This is a genomic window from Stagnihabitans sp. (assembly GCF_964946895.1).
This window is the reverse complement of the sequence record NZ_CBBQHX010000008.1, coordinates 97,942-118,756: the sequence shown is the minus strand read 5'-3', so window position 1 is coordinate 118,756 and position 20,815 is coordinate 97,942. Positions and strand designations below refer to the sequence as shown.

The window sequence follows — 20,815 nt, the reverse complement described above, 5'->3', positions numbered from 1 at the left end:
GGGATGGGGCGCAAAACCGACTATCGTTGTGAAAAAACGGCCCGTCTGTTGCAGGTCAGGTGGAATTTCGCTGATGTGTTCCGGTTTTGTTTACTGCGCCTTAACGATGAGGCGGCAGGATCAGGGGCAGAAACACACCACCAGAACGGAGGTTCCGATGCGCCTGATCCCGATGCTGTTCGCCCTTGTGCTGCCCCTTGCCGCGCAGGCGTCGCCCTTGTTGCCCGACACGCTGCTGAAGACGATCAAGGCCGATCCGGCTGGATACCTCGACAGTGTTTCGGTTCTGATCGCCTCGTATGGCGCGGCCGATGGCATTACCGAGGAGCAGGTCAATGCCAGCATGGCGCTGGCACGGGCCAAGGCGCGGACCACGGCGATTGTGCCGCTGATCGCCGCCGATCTGGATGCCGATGGCACGGTGACGCGCGATGAGGTGGCGGTGGCCGAGGGCGCGGCCAGCGTCTCGGCCCGGGCCAGGCTGGAAAAGGCGTTTCTGGCAGCGGATGCCGATGGCAATGCCATGGTGACGCCCGAGGAACTGGCCGATTTTGGCGCCGGGGCAGCGATGGCGGCCCTTGGACCGGCGGCGCTGGCCAAGGTCAAGGTGTTGATGGGCTTTGACGCCGACGGCGACGGCAAGGTGACGGTGAACGAGGTGCGGGCCGGGCTGGCGGGCCTGAGCTCGTGAGGGCCAGAGGCTGAGCGCCAGAGGCTGAGCGCCAGAGGCTGACGGTCAGAAGCTGACGGGGCGGCGGCGGTCGGGCGGCACCTGCCAGAAGGCTGCGGCCTCGGGGTGCAGCTTGGCAAGGCAGGCGTCCCAGTCAGCAGCGAGAACCTGTGCCGCAATCGCCTCGGCCACGGCGTCGAGGGTGTGCGGCGGGGTCAGGTTGTGGTGGGGGTGATAGGCCCGCACCTCGGACAATTGGTCCGCCCGGCTGCCCCAGGGCTTGGCTGGGGCGGGATGCCAATCGGCCACCAGAATGGCGCGCAGCACGGCGGGCAGAATGTCGGCGAAACGCAGGGTGTCGTCCAGAGAGGCCCGGGCGCGGAAGGTCAGGAACACGGCACGGGTGGCGGTATAGGCCATGGTGTCGGACTGCTGCAGATCCAGCAGGTCCTTGACCAAGGCCATATAGGCCGAAAATTCGGCGCTGGCGTGGCGGTAGGTATAGGGCATCGGCATCGGGCACCTGTGCCGGCAGTCTCCTGCGGTTCGGGCGTCTGTTCAAGGACCTTGTACCGGGAGACGGTTAAGCCCGTGGCGGGGGCGTCATCGGCGTGTGGCGGGATCGCTGAAGGCGGCGTCGCCGCGGCGGACATGTCTGTGGCGCCTTTCCGGAACCGCGATTGATCGCGGGCGGTACCGGTCAGGCCTGTGGGCACTTCGACAAGCGCGCGGGGGGATGGGATGACGTCGTCTACCTTGCCCTTGAGTCGATATCACTTCGACGGGCACGCGGGGGGACAGGCGCGCGGGGGGATCGGTGACGCTTCGCGAGGCATCCGGGCTGACAGAGGCGCGGCCGTGCAGGATAGGGGCCTGCGGTGCCAGCGGATCAGGCGGACAGGAAATCCCACAGCAGTTTGAGGTTCAGGACCACGATGGCCAAAGCCACCACCCAAGCCAGGACCGCCAGCCAGCGCGGGGCCACCAAGTCTGCCATCCGGGATCTGGAGGTGGTGAACAGCACCAAAGGCACCACGGCGAAGGACAGTTGCAGGCTGAGCACGACCTGGGTCAGGATCAAGAGCCGCCCGGTACCTGCGGTGCCGTAAAGGATCGTCACCCCGGCGGCGGGGATGATGGCAAGTCCGCGGGTGATCAGCCGCCGCAGCCAGGGCGGCAGACGGATTTGCAGAAAGCCCTCCATCACGGCCTGTCCGGCTAGGGTGGCTGTGACGGTAGAGTTCAGACCGCAGGCCAGCAGCGCCACGGCGAACAGCATCGGCGCGATCCCGGCACCGAGCAGGGGGCCCAGAAGCTTGTGGGCGTCGCTCAACTCGGCCACCTCGGTCTGGCCGGAGGCGTGGAACGACGCGGCGGCGAGGATCAGGATCGCCGCGTTGATCGACAGGGCGAACATCAGGGCCACCGTCGAATCGATGGTGGCAAAGCGCAACGCCTCGGCCCGGTCTTGCGGGCGGTCGCCCCAGTCCCGGGTCTGGACGATGGCGGAGTGCAGGTAAAGGTTGTGCGGCATCACGGTGGCACCCAGAATGCCCAAGGCAAGGTAAAGCATCTGGGGGTTGTGCAAGACGTCGGTCGTTGGCGCAAATCCGTGCAGGACGCCCGCCCAATCGGGATGGGCCAGCACGATCTGCACCGCAAAGCAGGCCGCGATCAGGGCGAGGAGGGCCACGACAAACCCCTCCAGCTTGCGAAAGCCGCGGCGTTGCAGCCACAGGATCAGGAACACATCCAGCGCGGTGATCAGGACGCCCAGTTCCAGCGGAATGCCGAACAGCAGGTTCAGGCCGATGGCGGTGCCGATCACCTCGGCGATGTCGGTGGCGATGATGGCCACCTCGGCGGCCAGCCAGAGGGGGATGGTGACAAGGCGGGGGAAGGCGTCGCGGCAGGCTTGCGCCAGATCGCGCCCGGTGCCGATGGCGAGGCGGGCGGACAGCGATTGCAGCACGATGGCCATCAGGTTGGACAGCAGCGCGACAAACAGCAGCGCGTAGCCGAACCTTGACCCACCGGCCAGCGAGGTCGCCCAGTTGCCCGGGTCCATGTAGCCCACCGCCACCATGTAGCCCGGCCCCAAGAATGCGAGGAAGCGTTTCCAGGGCGTGGCCCCGAGCGGAACCGAACGGTGGACCTCTGCCAGTGCCGCCGCGCCGCGCGGGGCACGCCAGACGGGTTTGCTCGGATGTTTGATGATGCTCACGGGTTTGGGGCTGCAATTGCGACTTATTCGCAATTTAGGTGCAACACCCCCAGTGTCAAGCGACTGTTTCCCCCTCGCCCCCGGCAAATGCTTTGCTATAAGCATTGCAGACCAGAAGGAGCCCGCGATGTCCGCCGATCTTTCCCCTATCGACAAGGCCAAGTATGTCGCCGCCAAGCGGGCGGTGGATTATGTGCATCCCGGCATGAAAGTCGGACTTGGCACCGGCTCGACCGCCGCATGGATGGTGCGCTGCCTGGGTGAGCGGGTGCGCGAGGAAGGTTTGCGCATCACCGGGGTGCCCACCTCGACCCGGACGGCGGAACTGGCGCGATCGGTCGGGATCAACGTGGTTTCGCTGGACGAGGCCAAGTGGCTGGACGTGACGATTGACGGCGCGGATGAATTTGACCGGCAACTGGCGCTGATCAAGGGCGGCGGGGCGGCGCTGTTGCAGGAGAAGATCGTGGCGACGGCCAGCGATCAGATGATCGTGATTGCCGATGCCGCCAAGGAAGTCGCGACGCTGGGTGCCTTCCCGCTGCCGATCGAGGTGATCCCGTTTGGCTGGCAAACCACCAAGGCGCTGGTCGAGGAAACGCTGGAGGCGCTGGACGTTCTGAACCGCGACGTGACCTTGCGGATGAACGGTGGACGGCCTTTGGTGACGGATGAAAGCAACTACATCCTTGATCTGCACCTGCGCCGGATCGGCAACCCTCGGCAACTGGCCCTGGTGCTGAACCAGATCCCCGGGGTGGTTGAAAACGGGCTGTTCATCGACATCTGTGACATCGTGGTGATCGGCCACCCGGATGGCCGGGTGACAGTGCGCGACATCAACGAGGGCACCGAGCGCGATGACCGCATCGAGATCGAGCCCAACGACAATATCTTCCGCGACCTTGGCGACTGAAGCAGTGGAGTTTGGCCTTGTCCTTTGACTATGACCTGTTCGTCATCGGTGGCGGCTCTGGTGGCGTGCGGGCGGCGCGGATTGCTGCGGCCGAAGGCGGCGCGCGGGTTGGTCTGGCCGAGGAAAGCCGGATGGGCGGCACCTGTGTGATCCGTGGCTGCGTGCCCAAGAAGCTGTTGGTCAATGCCTCGTCCTATCCCAAGGCGCTGGCGGATGCGGCGGCCTATGGCTGGCAGGTGACGGCGGGGCCGTTTGACTGGGACAGGTTCCGCACGACTTTGGCGGCAGAGCTGAACCGGCTGGAGGGCGCCTACCGCAACACGCTGAAGAACGCGGGCGTGGTGATCCATGACTGCCGGGCCATGCTGCTGGATGCGCACACGGTGCGGCTGGCCTCGGGGGAAAGCGTTTCGGCCAAGCATATCCTGATTGCAACGGGCGGCTGGCCTTTCGTGCCGCAGATTCCGGGGGCCGATCTGGCGGTGACCTCGAACGAGATGTTTGATCTGCCGACCTTGCCCAAGCGGGCTCTGGTGGTGGGCGGCGGCTATATTGCCAGCGAATTCGCCTGCATCCTCAATGGCTTTGGCACCAAGGTCACGCAATTTTACCGTGGTCCGCAAATCCTGCGCGGCTTTGATGACGAGGCGCGGACCCATGTTGCCACGGCGATGCTGGCCGACGGGATCAGCATTCGCTGCAACACCGACGTCGTGCGGCTGGAGCGCACGGCAAAGGGCATTCTGGCCACCGCGACCGATGGTACGACGCTTGAGGTGGATCTGGTGCTGTACGCGACCGGTCGTCGCCCCAATGCGCAGGGCCTTGGGCTGGAGGCGCTGGGCGTGCAATTGGGCAAGCTGGGTGAGATTGTCGTGGACGAGTGGAGCCAGACGGCGGTCCCCTCGATCTATGCGGTGGGCGATGTGACCAACCGGGTCAATCTGACCCCGGTGGCGATCCGCGAGGGCCATGCCTTTGCCGACACGGTGTTCCGCGCGGTGCCAGCCAAGGCCGACCATGCGCTGGTGCCCTCGGCCGTGTTCACGCAGCCTGAAATGGGGGCGGTGGGACTGACAGAGGAAGACGGCAAGGCGCGCGGCGGGGTGGAGGTTTATGCCACCAATTTCCGGCCGATGAAGACGCTGTTTGCCGGGCGGCAGGACCGCACCCTGATGAAGCTGATCGTCGATGAGGCGACGCGCAAGGTGCTGGGCTGCCACATCGTGGGCCCCGAGGCGGGCGAGATGATCCAGTTGGCGGCGATTGCCATCAAGATGGGGGCCACCAAGGACGATTTCGACCGCACCGTGGCCGTGCACCCCACCGCCGCCGAGGAACTGGTCACGATGCGCAAGCCCTCGCGCCGTCATCCGCCTGTTTAGGGCGTTTTGACTTGAAATCCGCCGGGCAATGCCCAGTTTACCCATGAACATCAGAGAAGGATAACCGATGGCAGGTGGGAATGGCCCCTGGGGCGGTGGAAACGGCCCCGAGGACGACAAGCGGCCCAAGACGGACCCGCGCGACGAACGGCGCGGACCGGGTTCGCAGATTCCCGAGCTGGATCAAGTGCTGCGCAAGGGGCAGGAGCGGTTGCGCCTGATCATGGGCGGCGGCGGCAAGGGGCCGGGGGGCGGCGCGTCCAACGGCGGCGGCAACTGGTTTCTGTCGCGTCAGGGGCTGATTTCCGGCGTGATCGCGCTTGGACTGGTCTGGTCCTATCTGTCTTTCTATCAGGTTCAGCCCAACGAACGTTCGGTCGAGCTGTTTCTGGGCAAGTTCTATCAGGTCAAGGCCGATGGTCTGAACATCGCACCCTGGCCCGTCGTCTCGGCGGAAATCGTCAACACCAGCCAGCAGCGCACAACGGAAATCGGCACGGGGGCGAATGGCGATCTGGACAACGGGCTGATGCTGACCGGCGATCAGAACATCGTGGATATCGAATTCCAGGTGGTCTGGAACGTCAGCGACCCGGCGAAATACCTGTTCAATCTGGCCGAACCGGAAGACACGATCCGTGCCGTGGCGGAATCTGCCGTGCGCGACATCGTGGCACGGTCCGAACTGGCGCCAATCCTGAACAAGAGCCGGGGCGAGGTCGAAGACAGCCTGATGAAGGAAGTGCAATCCACGCTGGACACCTATGACAGCGGGATTTCGGTGGTGCGGGTGAACCTGCTGAAATCGGACGTGCCGGCACAGGTGGCCGACAGCTTCCGTGCCGTGCAGGCCGCCCAGCAGATGCGCGACCAGTTGCAGAAAGAGGCGGATGCCTATGCCAACAAGGTGACCGCGGCCGCCCGTGGCCAAGCCTCGCAAACCGGGCAAGAGGCGCAGGCCTATGCGGCGCGGGTGGTCAATCAGGCCGAAGGTGACGCCAGCCGCTTCGTCTCGGTCTATGATCAATATGTCAAAGCGCCGGAGGTGACGCGCAAGCGGATGTACCTTGAGACGATGGAACAGGTTCTGGGTGGGGCCAATAAGGTGATCATGGATGGCGCAGCCAGTCAGGGCACGGTGCCCTATCTGCCCCTGACCAACCTGTTCACCCCCAAAGCACCCAACCAGACGCCCGCCACGCCGGCGCCTGCCTCGACCGGAGGAAGCAACTGATGAAGCTGATCTATACGCTTCCCGTGATGGCCATTCTGTTGGCCACGGCAATCTCTGCGGTCTTTGTGGTGGATGTGCGCGAAAAGGTGCTGGTCTTGCAGTTTGGCGAGGTCAAGCAGGTGATCGACGCGCCGGGCCTGTATTTCAAGGTGCCCTTCATTCAGGAGGTCTTCCGCTATGACGACCGCATTCTGGGGCTGGCCACCGATCCGCAGGAAATCACCTTTGCCGACCAGCGCCGTCTGGTGGTGGATGCCTTTGCCCGCTGGCGGATTGTCGACCTGCAGAAGTTCCGCCGCGCCGTGGGCCTTGGCGGGATCGAAGCCGCGCGCGACAACCTGTCCAAGATCGTGAACCCCGAAGTGCGTGACGTTCTGGGCTCGGTTCCGCTGCAATCGGTGCTGTCGGAAGACCGCGTCGCGCTGATGAACAAGATCCGCGACAATGCCAAGCTGAAGGCCGCGACGCTGGGGATTGACGTGATCGACGTCCGCCTGACCCGAACCGACCTGCCGCAGCAGAACCTGGATGCGACCTACAGCCGGATGCAGGCCGAACGGCAGCGCGATGCGACCGATGAGATCGCCCGCGGCAACGAGGCGGCGCAGACGCTGCGCGCCGAGGCCGATCGTCAGGCGGTGGAAATCACCTCGGAGGCCAGCAAGCAGGCGGAAATCGTGCGCGGTCAGGCGGATGCCAAACGCAGCGAAATCTATGCGTCGGCTTACGGCAAGGACCCGGAATTCTTCGCCTTCACCCGGTCCTTGTCAGCCTATGCCACGGCCTTCCAGCCCGGCAACACGGCCTTCGTGCTGGCGCCGCAGGGCGAGTTCTTCCAGTATCTTGGCGCGCAAGCCTCGGCTCCGGTGGCGTCGTCCAGTGGCGATACCGCAGCGGCAACGGGCAACGGCAGTACGGTGGCCGGCGGCAGCGCGCCCAAGGCGCCCTGAGACAACGGACGCGCAGGTGCCGGGAATGTTACAATCCGGCCCTGCGCTTCTCACGCGGCTTTGAGCCTACGAGAGTGGGTTTGCATTGCAAAACGCGCCCCGCAGCGGATGATGCGGACATGACACCTTCTGCCCCGTATTGGCGGGGCAAGGCACATCGAGAGGAGTTCGAACGTGCAAGCGACTGATCCTATCATCCGTTTCCCGGCTTTGCGGGCCGCCAAGCCGCGCCGTGCGCTGATGGCGCTGGGCATGGGCCTTGCACTGACGCTGAGCCCCATGGCCGGGGCCACCCAAGCGCAGGGCGTGCCGCCCAGTTTTGCCGACCTTGTGGAAAAATTCTCTCCGGCGGTGGTGGACATCACCACCTCCTCCATCGTGGCGGCGCAGGCCGACACGCAGATGCAAGTGCCGCCCGGCTCTCCGTTTGAGAAGTTCTTCAAGGATTTCAATGGACAGAATGGCCAGAATGGCCAAGCGCCTGACCAGCAGCCGATGGAACGCTCGGAGGCTTTGGGCTCGGGGTACATCATCTCGGCAGACGGCTATATCGTGACCAACAACCACGTGATCGACGGGGCTGACGATATCGAGATCGAGACCTTCGGCCACAAGACCTTCAAGGCCAAGCTGGTGGGCCGTGACCTGAAGACCGACGTGGCTTTGCTGAAGGTGGAAAGCAAGGACCCGCTGCCCTTCGTGGCCTTCGGCGACAGCGACAAGATGCGCGTCGGCGACTGGGTCGTGGCGATGGGCAACCCCTTGGGTCAGGGCTTCTCGGTTTCGGCCGGGATCGTTTCGGCCCGTGGGCGCGAGCTGAACGGCACCTACGACGACTTCCTGCAGACCGATGCGGCCATCAACAAGGGCAACTCGGGCGGGCCGCTGTTCAACGTGAACGGCGAAGTGATCGGGATGAACACCGCGATCCTGTCGCCCTCGGGCGGGTCGATCGGGATTGGCTTCTCGATGGCGTCGAACGTGGTCAGCAAGGTTGTCGATCAGCTGAAGCAATACGGGGAAACCCGTCGCGGCTGGCTTGGCGTGCGGATTCAGGACGTGAGCCAGGATGTGGCCGATGCGATGGGCTTGCCGGAAGCCAAGGGCGCTTTGGTGACCGACGTTCCCGCTGGCCCGGGCAAGGATGCGGGCATCCTGTCGGGTGACGTGATCATCACCTTCAACGGCAAGGACGTGAAGGATTCCAAGGAACTGGTCCGCATCGTCGCCGATGCGCCGATTGGCGAAACCGTTCCGGTCATTGTTCTGCGCGCCGGCAAGTCGACCGACCTCAGCGTCAAGCTGGGCCGTCGTGAAGACGCCGAGGCGCAAACTCAACCGGCGGCCGACAAAGCCCCGGCGACCCCGGACAAGCCCGCCACGGGCGTGGTGCTGGGGCTGACCCTGCAACCCTTCACCGACGGCATGGCCGCTGATCTGGGCATGCAGGCTGGCGATACCGGGCTGGTGGTGATGAAGGTCGACGTCGCCTCGGAAGCCTATACCAAGGGCCTGCGCGAGGGTGATGTGATCACCGACGCTGGTCAGCAAAAGGTGGCCACCCTGCAAGACCTGCAGGACCGGGTGTCGGAAGCCAAGGATGCCGGCCGCAAGTCGCTGCTGTTGCTGGTGCGCACCCAAGGTGACCCGCGTTTCGTGGCGCTGTCGCTGGAATAAGTGACCTGAAAGACGGAAAAGGCGGCGGGGTCAGACCCGCCGCCTTTTTCATGCGATCTCGTCCAGCAGCCGATTTCGGAAGGCGCGCATCACAGCGACCCACGCTTCGGCGAGGCTGCGGTCGCCGGCACCTGCAAGTCCGCCGGCCCGCCCTGAGCCCGTCTTTGGCAGGTGCGTCAGACCCGGCGCAGGTGTCCCAGATCATGCGCGCCGTCGCGCTGCCCGGCCCAGTGGCGCAGGACTTCGGCCTCCTGGACGCTTACAGCTTGGACGGGTCCACGGCGACCAGCCCGAGTGTCTCGGCCGCTTTCAGCGACAGAACCGGCGTGTCGAGCCCGTGGTCGGCCTGATAGCGGCGGATGGCGGTCATGGTGGCGGGGTCCAGCTGGCCGGTCAGGGTCGCAAGGTAATAGCCCCGTGCCTTCAGGGCGCGCTGCAGGGTGACGATGGTGTCTGGGGTCAACTGGTTATAGCAGGGCGTGCGGATGTAGACGTCCTCGCGGTCGTGCACCATGCGCTGCCGGGCGGTGCTGGAGTAGCTGGCCGGGCGGATCACCTTGCCGGTCTTGTCGCGCAGCTCTGGCTGGTCAAGCACGGTGTCGGTGACGGTTTCGATCATCGCGGGGATGATGTCATGGCCCCAGCAGGCGTCGGCGGGTGTGGCCGGCGGGCCGCCGGCGGACAGGCGGATCGCTTCGGTGCCGAGGTCCTCCGGTTCGGGGGCCGCCACCGGGATCAGCGTGCCGCAGCCGCCAAGGGACAGGGCTGCCACCAGTCCGACCCAAACTGCAACCTTCATATGCCTGCCCCGCCTTTTGTTGCGATCATCATAGGGGCAATGCGACCATTGGAAAAGCCTTACGGCTGATCCCCGGCCCGGGCAATCTCGGCCCGGAACGAGGCTCCGAACTCGGGCGAAAGCAGTCGGTCGAGCATCGGCGACATGTCCTCGATCACCTCGGCCACGACATGCACCACGCCGGCGTCCCGCTGCAAGCGGCCGGTGACGCGCAACAGGCGACCGGCAATCACGGCGCGGCGGTAGCGTTCGTACATGTTGGCCCAGACGACGACATTGGCCACCCCCGTCTCATCCTCCAGCGTCAGGAAAATCACGCCCTTGGCGGTGCCGGGCCGTTGGCGCACCAGCACCAGCCCGGCCACGCAGACCCGCGCCCCGGACGAGGGTTCGTTCAGCCGTGACGCCGGCAAGGCCGCAGGCGGGCGCGGCCAGGTGTTGGGCACGGGGGTGGGGGTCAACCAGTCTGACATGGAACAAAGTTAGAACATCCCGCCCCGCAAGGCAAGTCAGCTGCGGCCTTGCGTCACGATCTTGGTGTGGAACTCCCCGACCGAGTTGCCGTGCGGATAGGGCATCTCCGGCACCGCCACGCCCAGATGCGCGCATAAGGGCTCCCAGCCGTCGCCCAAGCGATGCACCAGAAGCCGGTCAGCCGGGACCTCCTCCAGCACCGCCTCGACATGGGCGCGGTACAGGGCGATGGCATGGTCGCGATCCGCCATCCGGCCGCCGAACACCTGCCCCGCGACCAGCACCTTGGCCACCGCGTCCGGGTCAGGGTTGGCCGCGACGGCCTTGGCGATGGTGTTGGAGAAGCTTTCCCACCAGCTTTCGGCACTCCGCCACGTCAGGATGACCTTGGCCTCGGGGTAAAGCGCCACCAACTCGCGCCAATAGGCTGCCGAGGGCCAGTCGACGCAAGAGCTATAGCCCTCCAGCAAACTGTCCCAATCCCGCACGCCACCCGCCACCATCGCCCGCCAGCGCGCCTTTTGTTCATCGTTTGCAATCACCTCGTACATGTGGTGGCAGGGCCCAAAGCCCAAGACCGTCAACGCGGCCCGCATGGAATCCGTCCCCGTGCGCCCAAACCCTGTGCCAATTACCTTCAAACCCATGCTTTCCTCCCAAATGCCGGATCACAGTGTCAGGAGTGATCCCACTGCGCAACAAGAGGGGTGGCAGCGCGTGCAGGGCTGGGCTAGATAAGTTGCCGAATGGCAATTGCGGGGCAATGCGGCGATGGCGAAGATCACTTATGTCGAATTCGGCGGCAAGGAACACACGCTTGAGGTGGCCAATGGCCTGACCGTGATGGAAGGGGCGCGCGACAACGGCATCCCCGGCATCGAGGCCGATTGCGGTGGTGCCTGCGCCTGCTCCACCTGCCATGTCTATGTCGATCCGGCCTGGGTTGACCGCCTGCCGAAGAAGGATGCGATGGAGGCTGACATGCTTGACTTCGCCTGGCAGCCCGATCCGGCCCGCTCGCGCCTGACCTGCCAGCTCAAGGTTTCGCCCGCGCTGGAAGGCCTGCGCGTGCAGATGCCGCAAAAGCAGATCTGACCCCTTTCAGACTTGTCCAAATATCCCACGGGAGGTCTGGAGGGTGTGAAACCCTCCAGCTGCCTTCCACGGTCGCAATCAGTTGGTCTTGCGCGCCGGCATAAAGGGCAAAGGTGCCACCGGCACGCCGTCTTCCAGCAGCTTGATCGCCTCTTCGGGCTTCGCCTCGCCATAGATCGAGCGTTCGGGCGCGGTGCCTTCGTGCATCTTGCGCGCTTCGGCCACGAAGTTCACGCCCACGTATTCCGAGTTTTCCTCGACCTTGCGCCGCAGCTCGGCCATGGCCTTTTCCATATCATTCTGCGGTGTCGTCAGGGCCTGCGCCTCTGACGTAGTCACCCGCGGCGCCATCAGCGCCTTTTCGACCGAGGTCACGCCGCAGACCGGGCAGGCCACATGACCGGAGCGCGCAAGGCTTTCATAGGCGGAAGCCGACTGGAACCAGCTGTCAAAGCCGTGATCGGCCGAGCATTTCAGAGTGTATCGGATCATGGTCTGGGGTGCCGGGGTTCATGTCACAGGCCCATGACATATGACCGCAGCGCCGGACTTTCCAGCCCGTCTGCGGTCATGTCGCGGACTTGATGCGTTTTGCCCTTGCGCCGGGGGCCAGCAGGCTTGGGTCTTCTGCCAGCCGCTCCAGCATGTCGCGCAACTGCGCCTCGGCGACAAGATGGGCGGCATCAAGGGCCGAGAACCATTTGCGCCGGCGTTCCTTGCGTTCGGGAAAGCTGCTTTTCAGGTTCTGCACCCGCAGCGGAAACACCTCCACCGCGCAGGGCAGGGTGTCGAGATTGCGCAGGACCTTGTCATAGCAATACTGGCCAATCGTGGTGGCGCTGACTTTGCCTTCAACCCCCGCCTCTTCCCAGGCTTCGCGGGCGGCAGCGGCCTCGGGGCCGCGCCCGGGCATCGGCCACCCCTTCGGCAAGACCCAACGACCGGTATCGCGCGAGGTGACCAGAAGCACTTCGGCCTGTCCCTTGTGCATCCGCCAGCACAGCGCCGCGACCTGTCCAGCCGGGACCGTCACGATGGAAACGTCTTGTGCATCTCCCTCATCGTGAGGGATCGGGGATGAAATGGACATATCTGCCTGTGCCTGTCGTCTTGCCCGTCTTGCCTGATGTTCGGGCATCAATGCCGGGGCACCTCAAGCCCGAATCTTGACACATCGGCGCGGCAAAACAAGCGGGTGCGGTACAGTTAGCGGTCCAGAAGCGTCAGTATTTCGTGAATAAGCTCTGCGCCATCGTCTGCGGTGCGCAGGGTTTGGGCACAGGCGGCGGTCAGGGCGGCCTGTTGCGCGCCATCCAGGGCCTGAAGCGCCGTGGCCAGCGTTGCGGGCCCGTCGACCGGAACGGCGGCATTCCCGGCATCAAGGGCGGCATAGGCCGCGGCAAAATTCGCAACCGAGGGGCCATGCAGAATGGCGCTGCCAAAACGCGCGGGCTCCCATGGCGAATGCCCGCCGCGCGGCGCAAGGCTGCCGCCGACAAAGCAGGCTCCGGCGCGGGCATACCATAGGTCCATCTCGCCCATCGTATCGGCAAGGAAAACCGCCTCTTGTCCCGGCATGGCACCGCTGGAGCGGCGGTCCAGCGAAAGGCCGCGCGAGGTCACCAAGGCTGCCACCTCGTCACCCCGGCGCGGGTGGCGCGGGGCCAGGATCAGGTGGTCGAACCGCTCGCGCGCGGCGATGAAGGCGTCCAGCACCGCTGCCTCCTCGCCCTCATGGGTCGAGGCGGCCAGAAGCCAGCGCGTCCGGCCGTCCTGCGGCGGCAGGCTGGGTGCCGGCAAGCGGCGGATGCCCACGGCCTTGAGGTCGCAGTCGGCCCGCAGCCTGTCCTGCAAAAGTCCCAGAGCCACCAGCCGCCGCCCCGAGGCCGGGTCTTGTGCCGAAGCCATGGTCACCGCTGCCAGCGCCCGCGCCATGACCGGTTGCAAGTCCTTCCAGCCCTGAAAGCTGCGCTCTGACATCCGCGCCCCGATCAACGCCACGGGAATGCCCGCAGCGGCACAGGCGGCGAAGCGGCGGGGATAGATCTCGCCTTCAACCGTCAGCAGCAGCTTTGGCACCCAACCGGTCAAAACCCGCCCCAGCGGGCCGCGCAGATCCAGTGGCGCAAAGGCCGCCGTGACGCCGGGCAGGTTCCAGCCCTGCACCATGGCCCGCGCCGTGGCGGTGTTTGTGGTGACCAGAACCGACAGGCCCGGGCGCTGGTCCAGAAGCGTCTCCAGCACCCAGCGGGCCGAGGCGACCTCGCCGTTGGAAGCGCCGTGCAGCCAGACCGCCGGCCCTTGGGCGGGGGGCAAGTGGCCCAGGCGTTCGGACAAGGCCGCTGCCGGTTCTGTTCGGGCAATCCTGCGCCAGACCGCGATCGCCAGCATGACCAGCGGCACCAAAGGCAGCAAGAACCGGGCCAATCCGCGCATGAAACCTCCGCTGAACGATGGCGTTCTTTAGGCCGCCCGGCGGATCAGAGCAAGGTTACAGCGTCGGCGGCTGACGTGCTGGCCAATCCGTCGCCAGGTGCCAGGCTTGGCCCATGGCCAGCACCTTGGCATCCGCGCCCACGGGTCCGGCCAGTTGCATCCCCATCGGCAGGCCGTTGGCGCCAAATCCCACCGGCAGCGACAGCGCGGGCAATCCGATCAGGCCAATCGGAATGACCACTTCCATCCAGCGGTGATAGGTGTCCATCTGGCGGCTGCCGATGCTTTGCGGCCAGCGCCACTCTATCGGGAAGGGCCAGACCTGCGCCGTGGGCAGGGCCACGGCGTCATAGGTTTTGAACAGCCGCGCCATCTGGGCATAGTAGCTGGAGCGGATGACGCTCGCCTTGTACACCGCTTGGGCCGACAGGGTCAGGCCCTGCTCGATTTCCCAGATGGTTTCCGGCTTGATCTGCGCGCGCTTGACGGGATCGCTGTACAGCGCCCGGAAGCCGTTGGCGTTCAGCATGGCGCGCAAGGTGACCCAGGACTGCCACAGCTTTTCCGCAGGGAAGGGCGGCGAGATTGGCTCTACAATCGCCCCCATCTCCTCCATCTGGTGCAGGGCGGCTTGGCACAAGTCCAGAATGCCCGGCTCCATCGCATAGGCGCCGCCCCAGTCGGCGGCCCAGGCGATGCGCTTGCCTTTCAGGCTGGCGCCGTTCAGCGCCGAGACATAGTCGCCCGCAGGCCTGTCAAACGGCACCTCGGGGTTGGGTCCGGCCTGGACCTGCAGCAGGTTGGCGATATCCTCGATGGTGCGGCCCATCGGGCCTTCGGTGGCAAGGGTCGCAAGGTGGGTGTCGCCCTCGGCATCGGCCGGCACCAGACCCCAGGACGGGCGAAAGCCGTAGATGTTGCAGAATGCCGCCGGGTTGCGCAGCGATCCCATCATGTCCGACCCATCGGCCACCGGCAGAAGCCGCGCCGCCAAGCCCGCCGCCGCGCCACCCGAGGATCCGCCCGGCGTGCGTGTGGGATCATAGGGATTGCGTGTCGGCCCAAACACCGGGTTGAAGGTGTTGCTGCCATGGCCCCATTCGGGCGAGTTGGTCTTGCCGATGAAGATCGCCCCGGCCCCGCGCATCCGCGCTGCCAAGAGATCGTCTTTGACCGGCACAAAATCCTTGAACAGGGGCGAACCCCAGGTCGTGCGCAACCCCTTGGTCGCACATAAATCCTTCACCGCAAAGGGCATGCCGTGCAGCCAGCCCGCAGGCGCCGCATCATCGGCCGCCCGCGCTTCAGCCATCAGCGCTTCGCCATCGCGCAGCGACACGATGGCATTCAGCGCCGGGTTCACCGCAGCAATCCGCGCCAGATAGGCCGCCATCACCTCTGACGGGGCGATCCGCCGGGCCGCAATCATCCGCGCCAGATCAGAGGCCGAAACCTGCCAGACTTCCATTTGCTCTTTGTCCAAATACTCTCGGAAGGTTGTGAGGAGGGCAGAAAGCCCTCCTCACGCGGTGGGGGGTGTGGGGGGAGGGCAAGGCCCTCCCCCCAACGCTCCGGTCACTTGTTCAGTTCGGTCCAGATCGCGGTGATATAGTCCTGCGCCTTGCCGGTGCAGCCCAACAGGAAGTGGCCCTTGTCCTTGAACTCGGCCGGGATCACGATTTCCGGCGCGTCTTTCATGTCGGCGGGCATGAAGGCTTCAGACCCCGAAATCCCGTTCGCATAACGCGCGAAGGCGGAAATCAGGGCGGCATTCTCAGGCTCGGCGATGAAGTTCAGGAACTTGTAGGCGTTGTCGACGTTCTTGGCGTCCTTCAGCAGGGCGACCTGGTCCATCCACAGCGGGAAGCCTTCCTTCGGATAGCCGTACTTCACATCCGGGTTGGCCAGACGGGCGCGGAAGATCGCACCGTTCCAGTACAGCGAGGCCATGACGTCGTTGTTCGACATCTTCTCGGTCATGCCATAGTCCATCGACAGCCATTTCGGCTTGGCTTCCAGAAGCTTGTCGCGGACCTTCTTCATCAGCACCGGGTCTTCCGAGCAGGGCTGGCCGCCTTCATACATCGTGGCCAGCGCCAGAACGTCGTTCATTTCCGGCGTCACGTTGACCTTGCCGACCAGTTCCGGCGGCGGGTCGAGGAAGATGGCGCTGGTGTTGATGTCGCCCGAATAGGTCTTCTGGTTCACGGCCATACCGGTCGTGCCCCATTGCCACGGAATCGTATAGGCGCGGCCCTTGTCGTAGGCCACGTCCATCCACTCCGGTGCGATGTTCTTGTGGTTCGGGATCTTGGTCAGGTCCAGCGGAACGATAAGGCCCTTTTGCACATAGATCTGCACGAAGTTGGCCGAGGGCACCACAAGGTCAAAGCCCGAACCACCGGCCTCGATCTTGGCCAAGGCGGTGTCGTTGCTGTCATAGTCGGTGACGGTGACCTTGATGCCGGTTTCGGCTTCGAATTTCTTCAAGAGTTCGGGGTTGGTGTAGTCGCCCCAGTTGTACAGCTGCAGTTCGCCGCCGTCCGCATGGGCGAACCCGGTGGTGGCCAGTATCAAGGCCACGGTGGAGAGGATTTTCTTCATGTCAGTCTCCCGGTTGGTGTTGTTATTGTCAGTCGCTCTTGCGAGTCAGCAAGAAGAAGAGGGTCAGAAGCGCCACGGTCAGCGCCAAGAGAACAGTGGAAATCGCATTGATCTCGGCGGTGACCTGCCGGCGGATCTGGCCCAGCATATAGGTGGGCAAGGTGTCCTGTCCCGCCGATTTGATGAAGACCGTGATGACCACGTCATCAAGCGAGGTCACGAAGGCCAGCATCATGCCCGCAAAGATCCCCGGCAGCAGCAAGGGCAGGGTGACAAAGCGGAAGGTTTGCCAGTTCGACGCGTAAAGATCAGAGGCGGCGGTTTCGAGGGTCAGATCCATGCCCTCCAGCCGGGCGCGGATCGGCAGGTAGGCGAAGGGGATGCAGAACGCCGCGTGGGCCGCGATCAGATAGCCCATGCCCTGATAATCGGTCAGTTGCCGGATCATCGCAAAGAAGATCAGCAGAGCCACCGCCGAGACGATTTCCGGCACCATCAGCGGCTGGTTGATCATGACGTAGATGAAGGTCTGGCCCTTGAAAGCCTTGCGCCGCGTCGTGCCCAAAGCCGCCAGCGTTGCCAGAAAGGTCGAGATCACCGCCGCAGCCAGGGCCAGATACAAGGACCGGATCGTGGCGTCCTTGACCTCGGCATTGTCCCAGGCGACGGCGTACCATTGCAGGGAGAACCCCTCCCACTGGGCGACGGATTTGCCGGCGTTGAAGGAATAGATCACCAGCATCAGGATCGGCAGGTAAAGCGCCACGAAAACGCCGATCGCCACGCCGTTGAAGCCGGGCAGGCGCGAGATGGCGAAGCCCTTATTGGCCATGGGTCGTCTCCCGGTTGGCATAGCGGACATAGACCAGCAGGGCACCGGTCACGATGATCAGAAGCGTGACCGACAGCGAGGCGCCCAGCGGCCAGTTGCGGCCCTGACCGAACTGCAACTCGATGAAGTTGCCGATCATCATGTTCTTGCCGCCGCCCAGAATGCGCGGCGTGACATAGGCGCCCAGCGAGGGGACGAACACCAGAATGGAGCCTGCGATGATCCCCGGTTTCACGATGGGCAGGATCACCCGGCGCAAGACCTGCAAGGGGCTTGCGTAAAGGTCGTAGGCCGCCTCCAGCAGGCGCATGTCGAAACGGTCAAGCGAGGCGAAGAGGGGCAGCACCATCAGGGGCAGGTAGACATAGGTCATGCCGATGAAGACAGCGAAGTCGGTGTAGATCATCTCGATCGGTTTCGAGATGAGGCCGAGTTTCATCATGGCGTTGTTCAGCAGGCCTTCGTTGCGGATGATCTCGTTGATGGCGAAGGTGCGGATCAACAGGTTGGTCCAGAATGGAATGGTAATCAGGAACAGCCACATGGCACGGGATTTCGGCGCGCGGGTGGCGATGAACCAGGCGGTGGGAAACCCCACTATGAAGGTGAAGATCGTGGTCAGTGTCGACAGCTTCACCGAGCGCCAGAAGATCGTCAGGTTGGCATCAGCCCAAGCCAGCGAGCCGTCGAAGATGTCCTTGGTGAACAGGATGCCCTGCCACGCGTCCAACGAAAACCCGGCCTCGACGTTGCCATATTGGCCGGGCAGCATGAAGGAATAGATCACGACGATGATCAGCGGACCCACGGCTGCCAAGGTCAGCACCACCAGCGCGGGGGCGGAGAGAAGCCAGCCGTTGCGGGCGGATTGGGTCACTTGCGCTTGTTCGGCGGGGCTCATTCAGTCCTCCAGAACTTGAATGGCTTCCGGCACGAAGCGCAGACCCACCGATTGGCCGATGGCAAGACCTGCATCGCCGGTGACCGGGCTTTGCAGGCGGGCGACAACCTCGGTGCCATCGGGCAAGGAGACATGGCAATGGGTGTCGGTGCCGAAATAGACAAGGTTGGTGATCTTGGCAGGCAGGGCGTCGGCCTCGGTTTCGGCCACGAGGCGGACCTGTTCGGGGCGCACCGTCAGGGTGACGCGGGCTGCGTTTGACGCAGGTGCGGTGATCTTGATGCCGCAGTCCAGACGGTAGAGGTCGCCGTCACGGGTGGCGGGCAAGAAGTTCGTCTCGCCGATGAAAGAGGCCACGAAGCGGTTGACCGGGTGGTTGTAGATTTCCTTCGGGCTGCCGACCTGCTGCAATTTGCCGGCACTCATCACGCCAATGCGGTCAGACATGGTCAGGGCTTCTTCCTGATCATGGGTGACGAAGATGAAGGTGATGCCGGTTTCAAGCTGCAAGCGCTTGAGTTCGATCTGCATTTCCTTGCGCAGCTTGAGGTCGAGGGCCGACAGGGGTTCGTCCAGCAGCAGCACTTTCGGCGAGGGTGCCAAGGCCCGGGCGAGCGCCACGCGCTGTTGCTGACCGCCCGAAAGCTGACTGGTCTTGCGGTTGGCCAGCGCCTCCAGCTTGACCAAGGCCAGCATGCGGGCCGTGGTGGCCTGCACCTCGGCCTTGGGACGGCCCAGCATTTCCAGACCGAAGCCGACGTTCTGTGCCACCGTCAGATGCGGAAACAGGGCATAGCTTTGGAACACCGTGTTCACCGGGCGCTTGTTGGGCGGCAAGGTGGTGATGTCCGCACCTTCCAGCAGGATCGTGCCGCCCGAAGGCATCTCGAACCCGGCGATCAGGCGCAACAGCGTGGTCTTGCCGCAGCCGGAGGGGCCCAGCAGAGTGAAGAACTCCCCTTTGCGGATCTGGACCGAGACATCATCCAAGGCACGGACGGCGGTGTCGGCATGACCGAAGGCCTTGACGACATTCTTAGCTTCAACGGCGATGGTTTGGGTCACCGCTCACTCCCTATTGTTTTGATCATATTGCGCGGGGGAAAGCGACGCTTGCAAATGATTCCTTGACGTTATGCCACAAGCGGTGGGCGGCGCGCAGCCCAAGGTTGCGCCAGCTCCAGTTCGGCGCACAAAGCGATTAATTCTTCATCGCTGCCAAAGGGCGCTGCAAGGTGGATGCCGATCGGCAGGCCGTCGCTGGATTGGCCCAAAGGAACCGATGCGGCGGGCTGGCCCGAGGCGTTGAAGACTGCACAGAAGGGGGAATAGGCGAAAATTCCTTTCGGACCAATGCGGTAGTCAAGATAATCCGTCGTCGTGTGGGCAAAGCGGCCGACTTTGGCGGCAGGCTCTGCGAGGGTGGCGGACAAAAGGATGTCATAGTCTGAAAAAGCGGCAGCCATCTGGCGGCCAAAGGCGTGAATTTCACCAACCGCCTCAAGATAGCGCAGGGGCGACAGGGTTTCGGCATGGGCCACGGCGCCGCGGCCGACGCCTTCCACCAGATCATCGGTCAGGGCGCGGCCGTGTAACCCACCACGGATCGACAAGGCCGTGCCCACGGCGACGATATCCGTCCAGGCCCGCATCATCATGGGCACGTCGGCGGATGGCAGGGCGGGCAAGACATGGTGACCCAGCGCTTCCAGCAGGCGACCGGTGGCGCGGACAGCCTCGGCCACCTGCGGGTGGATCGGCTGGCCGGTGAAGGTGGTGTCACAGATCGCCACCCGCAGGCGGCGGGGCGGACGGCTGATGGCATCGGCGTGACTTTTATGAAGCGGCGGGGCCACATAGGGCGCGCCAAGGTCGGGGCCAGAGCAGGCGTCCAGCATCCGGGCGGTGTCACGGACAGAGCGGGTCAGGAAGCCGTCAATCGACATGCCTGCCCAGCCCTCGCCCGCAAATGGCCCATCTGGCAGGCGTGCCCGGGTGGGTTTGAAGCCGAACAGTCCGCAGGAGGCCGCCGGGATCCGCACCGAGCCGCCGCCGTCCGAGCCATGCGCAAACGGCACGATCCCCGCCGCCACGGCCGCCCCGGCGCCGCCCGATGACCCGCCCGAGGTGTGGTCAAGGTTCCAAGGGTTGCGCGTCGGACCGCCGTACACCGCGCTTTCCGTCGCAGCACCAATGCCTCCCTCGGGCGACGTGGTGCGGCCGAAGGTGACGACGCCGGTGGCCTGAATTCGGTCGTAGATGGCACTGTTGCCCTTGTAGACCGTGTTGGCAAACAGGCGCGAGCCATTGTGCGAGGGGAAATCCACCGCCTCGCAGCCCAGATCCTTCAGAAGGAAGGGCAGACCGCGGAACGGCCCTTGCGGCAAGCCGGCGGCGATGGCGCGGCGGGCGGCGTCTTCCTGCACCAGCACGACGGCATTCAGGGCTGGGTTGACGGCGTCCACCTTGGCCAGGGCCGCGTCCAGCAATTCGGCGGGGGTGACTTGGCCGCTGGCCACCCGGGCGGCGAGGGCGGTGGCGTCCTCTGCCAGAAAATCGATCATGAAAGGTCCCCGTGCTTGCCGTACATTTCCCGCGATGGTGGGCTGTGAAACCGC

At 64.6% G+C, this 20,815-nt stretch carries 21 protein-coding genes; 7 read left to right on the top strand and 14 right to left on the bottom strand.

Features of this window, described 5'->3' with window-relative positions; all coding sequences use genetic code 11:
* Nucleotides 1-157 precede the first annotated feature (157 nt).
* On the top strand, nt 158-691 hold the full coding sequence (locus AC1Y2B_RS07510) for an EF-hand domain-containing protein (RefSeq protein WP_482252452.1): 534 nt from the start codon (nt 158-160) through the stop codon (nt 689-691).
* 45 nt (nt 692-736) lie between these two features.
* Here the strand turns inward: AC1Y2B_RS07510 and AC1Y2B_RS07505 are convergent, their stop codons facing one another.
* Both AC1Y2B_RS07505 and AC1Y2B_RS07500 read right to left on the bottom strand, forming a co-directional pair.
* Nucleotides 737-1,186: a DUF2267 domain-containing protein gene (locus tag AC1Y2B_RS07505; protein ID WP_482252451.1), complete on the bottom strand. Its 450-nt coding sequence runs from the start codon at nt 1,184-1,186 to the stop codon at nt 737-739.
* A 373-nt stretch (nt 1,187-1,559) separates the two neighbouring features.
* Nucleotides 1,560-2,894, bottom strand: a complete 1,335-nt coding sequence (locus AC1Y2B_RS07500) for an Nramp family divalent metal transporter (RefSeq protein WP_482252450.1) — start codon at nt 2,892-2,894, stop codon at nt 1,560-1,562.
* Nucleotides 2,895-3,021: 127 nt separating this feature from the next.
* Between AC1Y2B_RS07500 and rpiA the strand changes: the two genes are divergently transcribed.
* From rpiA to AC1Y2B_RS07475, 5 genes are all read left to right on the top strand, one after another.
* Nucleotides 3,022-3,810: a ribose-5-phosphate isomerase RpiA gene (rpiA, locus tag AC1Y2B_RS07495; protein WP_482252449.1), complete on the top strand. Its 789-nt coding sequence runs from the start codon at nt 3,022-3,024 to the stop codon at nt 3,808-3,810.
* Between the two features lie 17 nt (nt 3,811-3,827).
* Entirely contained in the window at nt 3,828-5,195 is a 1,368-nt protein-coding gene (gene gor, locus AC1Y2B_RS07490) for a glutathione-disulfide reductase (RefSeq protein ID WP_482252448.1), read from the top strand.
* Nucleotides 5,196-5,262: 67 nt separating this feature from the next.
* The gene (hflK, locus tag AC1Y2B_RS07485; protein ID WP_482252447.1) at nt 5,263-6,429 is read left to right on the top strand and encodes an FtsH protease activity modulator HflK; all 1,167 of its coding nucleotides are present in this window, start codon (nt 5,263-5,265) and stop codon (nt 6,427-6,429) included.
* Nucleotides 6,429-7,379, top strand: a complete 951-nt coding sequence (hflC, locus tag AC1Y2B_RS07480; RefSeq protein ID WP_482252446.1) for a protease modulator HflC — start codon at nt 6,429-6,431, stop codon at nt 7,377-7,379. Before hflK ends, hflC begins: the two co-directional genes overlap by 1 nt.
* Nucleotides 7,380-7,619: 240 nt before the next feature.
* Nucleotides 7,620-9,056, top strand: coding sequence for a Do family serine endopeptidase (locus AC1Y2B_RS07475; protein WP_482252483.1), 1,437 nt, complete (start codon nt 7,620-7,622; stop codon nt 9,054-9,056).
* Nucleotides 9,057-9,315: 259 nt separating this feature from the next.
* On the opposite strand, the gene AC1Y2B_RS07470 is transcribed toward AC1Y2B_RS07475, so the two are convergent.
* Genes AC1Y2B_RS07470 through AC1Y2B_RS07460 form a run of 3 tightly spaced genes read right to left on the bottom strand, consistent with a single transcriptional unit; the run spans nt 9,316 to nt 10,976 of the window.
* A complete protein-coding gene (locus AC1Y2B_RS07470; RefSeq protein WP_482252445.1) occupies nt 9,316-9,855 on the bottom strand; it encodes a peptidoglycan-binding domain-containing protein in 540 nt (179 codons plus the stop codon).
* 59 nt (nt 9,856-9,914) lie between these two features.
* Nucleotides 9,915-10,328, bottom strand: coding sequence for an OB-fold nucleic acid binding domain-containing protein (locus AC1Y2B_RS07465; protein ID WP_482252444.1), 414 nt, complete (start codon nt 10,326-10,328; stop codon nt 9,915-9,917).
* Between the two features lie 36 nt (nt 10,329-10,364).
* Nucleotides 10,365-10,976, bottom strand: a complete 612-nt coding sequence (locus tag AC1Y2B_RS07460) for a sulfotransferase family protein (protein ID WP_482252443.1) — start codon at nt 10,974-10,976, stop codon at nt 10,365-10,367.
* Between the two features lie 124 nt (nt 10,977-11,100).
* Here AC1Y2B_RS07460 and AC1Y2B_RS07455 point away from each other — a divergent pair, with 124 nt between their 5' ends.
* Nucleotides 11,101-11,424: a 2Fe-2S iron-sulfur cluster-binding protein gene (locus AC1Y2B_RS07455; RefSeq protein ID WP_482252442.1), complete on the top strand. Its 324-nt coding sequence runs from the start codon at nt 11,101-11,103 to the stop codon at nt 11,422-11,424.
* Nucleotides 11,425-11,502: 78 nt separating this feature from the next.
* Here the strand turns inward: AC1Y2B_RS07455 and AC1Y2B_RS07450 are convergent, their stop codons facing one another.
* From AC1Y2B_RS07450 to AC1Y2B_RS07410, 9 genes are all read right to left on the bottom strand, one after another.
* Complete coding sequence (locus tag AC1Y2B_RS07450) at nt 11,503-11,916, bottom strand: DUF1178 family protein (protein WP_482252441.1); 414 nt, start codon at nt 11,914-11,916, stop codon at nt 11,503-11,505.
* A 76-nt stretch (nt 11,917-11,992) separates the two neighbouring features.
* Nucleotides 11,993-12,514: an NUDIX hydrolase gene (locus AC1Y2B_RS07445; RefSeq protein ID WP_482252440.1), complete on the bottom strand. Its 522-nt coding sequence runs from the start codon at nt 12,512-12,514 to the stop codon at nt 11,993-11,995.
* 116 nt (nt 12,515-12,630) lie between these two features.
* The gene (locus tag AC1Y2B_RS07440) at nt 12,631-13,860 is read right to left on the bottom strand and encodes a 3-deoxy-D-manno-octulosonic acid transferase (protein WP_482252439.1); all 1,230 of its coding nucleotides are present in this window, start codon (nt 13,858-13,860) and stop codon (nt 12,631-12,633) included.
* Nucleotides 13,861-13,915: 55 nt separating this feature from the next.
* Complete coding sequence (locus tag AC1Y2B_RS07435; RefSeq protein WP_482252438.1) at nt 13,916-15,328, bottom strand: amidase; 1,413 nt, start codon at nt 15,326-15,328, stop codon at nt 13,916-13,918.
* A gap of 107 nt (nt 15,329-15,435) precedes the next feature.
* Nucleotides 15,436-16,464 carry an extracellular solute-binding protein gene (locus AC1Y2B_RS07430; RefSeq protein ID WP_482252437.1) on the bottom strand — a complete coding sequence of 343 codons (1,029 nt, stop codon included), beginning with the start codon at nt 16,462-16,464 and terminating at the stop codon, nt 15,436-15,438.
* 28 nt (nt 16,465-16,492) lie between these two features.
* Complete coding sequence (locus AC1Y2B_RS07425; RefSeq protein WP_482252436.1) at nt 16,493-17,296, bottom strand: ABC transporter permease; 804 nt, start codon at nt 17,294-17,296, stop codon at nt 16,493-16,495.
* Entirely contained in the window at nt 17,286-18,197 is a 912-nt protein-coding gene (locus AC1Y2B_RS07420; RefSeq protein ID WP_482252435.1) for an ABC transporter permease, read from the bottom strand. Before AC1Y2B_RS07420 ends, AC1Y2B_RS07425 begins: the two co-directional genes overlap by 11 nt.
* Nucleotides 18,198-19,262, bottom strand: coding sequence for an ABC transporter ATP-binding protein (locus tag AC1Y2B_RS07415; protein WP_482252434.1), 1,065 nt, complete (start codon nt 19,260-19,262; stop codon nt 18,198-18,200).
* Nucleotides 19,263-19,330: 68 nt separating this feature from the next.
* Nucleotides 19,331-20,761, bottom strand: a complete 1,431-nt coding sequence (locus tag AC1Y2B_RS07410) for an amidase (protein ID WP_482252433.1) — start codon at nt 20,759-20,761, stop codon at nt 19,331-19,333.
* Between the last annotated feature and the right edge of the window lie 54 nt (nt 20,762-20,815).

Coding starts and splice junctions, on each gene's coding strand:
- AC1Y2B_RS07510 (WP_482252452.1), top strand. CDS start 158: ATGCGCCTGATCCCGATGCTGTTCGCCCTTGTGCTGCCCCTTGCCGCG.
- AC1Y2B_RS07505 (WP_482252451.1), bottom strand. CDS start 1,186: ATGCCGATGCCCTATACCTACCGCCACGCCAGCGCCGAATTTTCGGCC.
- rpiA (WP_482252449.1), top strand. CDS start 3,022: ATGTCCGCCGATCTTTCCCCTATCGACAAGGCCAAGTATGTCGCCGCC.
- hflK (WP_482252447.1), top strand. CDS start 5,263: ATGGCAGGTGGGAATGGCCCCTGGGGCGGTGGAAACGGCCCCGAGGAC.
- hflC (WP_482252446.1), top strand. CDS start 6,429: ATGAAGCTGATCTATACGCTTCCCGTGATGGCCATTCTGTTGGCCACG.
- AC1Y2B_RS07475 (WP_482252483.1), top strand. CDS start 7,620: ATGGCGCTGGGCATGGGCCTTGCACTGACGCTGAGCCCCATGGCCGGG.
- AC1Y2B_RS07470 (WP_482252445.1), bottom strand. CDS start 9,855: ATGAAGGTTGCAGTTTGGGTCGGACTGGTGGCAGCCCTGTCCCTTGGC.
- AC1Y2B_RS07465 (WP_482252444.1), bottom strand. CDS start 10,328: ATGTCAGACTGGTTGACCCCCACCCCCGTGCCCAACACCTGGCCGCGC.
- AC1Y2B_RS07460 (WP_482252443.1), bottom strand. CDS start 10,976: ATGGGTTTGAAGGTAATTGGCACAGGGTTTGGGCGCACGGGGACGGAT.
- AC1Y2B_RS07455 (WP_482252442.1), top strand. CDS start 11,101: ATGGCGAAGATCACTTATGTCGAATTCGGCGGCAAGGAACACACGCTT.
- AC1Y2B_RS07450 (WP_482252441.1), bottom strand. CDS start 11,916: ATGATCCGATACACTCTGAAATGCTCGGCCGATCACGGCTTTGACAGC.
- AC1Y2B_RS07445 (WP_482252440.1), bottom strand. CDS start 12,514: ATGTCCATTTCATCCCCGATCCCTCACGATGAGGGAGATGCACAAGAC.
- AC1Y2B_RS07440 (WP_482252439.1), bottom strand. CDS start 13,860: ATGCGCGGATTGGCCCGGTTCTTGCTGCCTTTGGTGCCGCTGGTCATG.
- AC1Y2B_RS07435 (WP_482252438.1), bottom strand. CDS start 15,328: ATGGAAGTCTGGCAGGTTTCGGCCTCTGATCTGGCGCGGATGATTGCG.
- AC1Y2B_RS07430 (WP_482252437.1), bottom strand. CDS start 16,464: ATGAAGAAAATCCTCTCCACCGTGGCCTTGATACTGGCCACCACCGGG.
- AC1Y2B_RS07425 (WP_482252436.1), bottom strand. CDS start 17,296: ATGGCCAATAAGGGCTTCGCCATCTCGCGCCTGCCCGGCTTCAACGGC.
- AC1Y2B_RS07420 (WP_482252435.1), bottom strand. CDS start 18,197: ATGAGCCCCGCCGAACAAGCGCAAGTGACCCAATCCGCCCGCAACGGC.
- AC1Y2B_RS07410 (WP_482252433.1), bottom strand. CDS start 20,761: ATGATCGATTTTCTGGCAGAGGACGCCACCGCCCTCGCCGCCCGGGTG.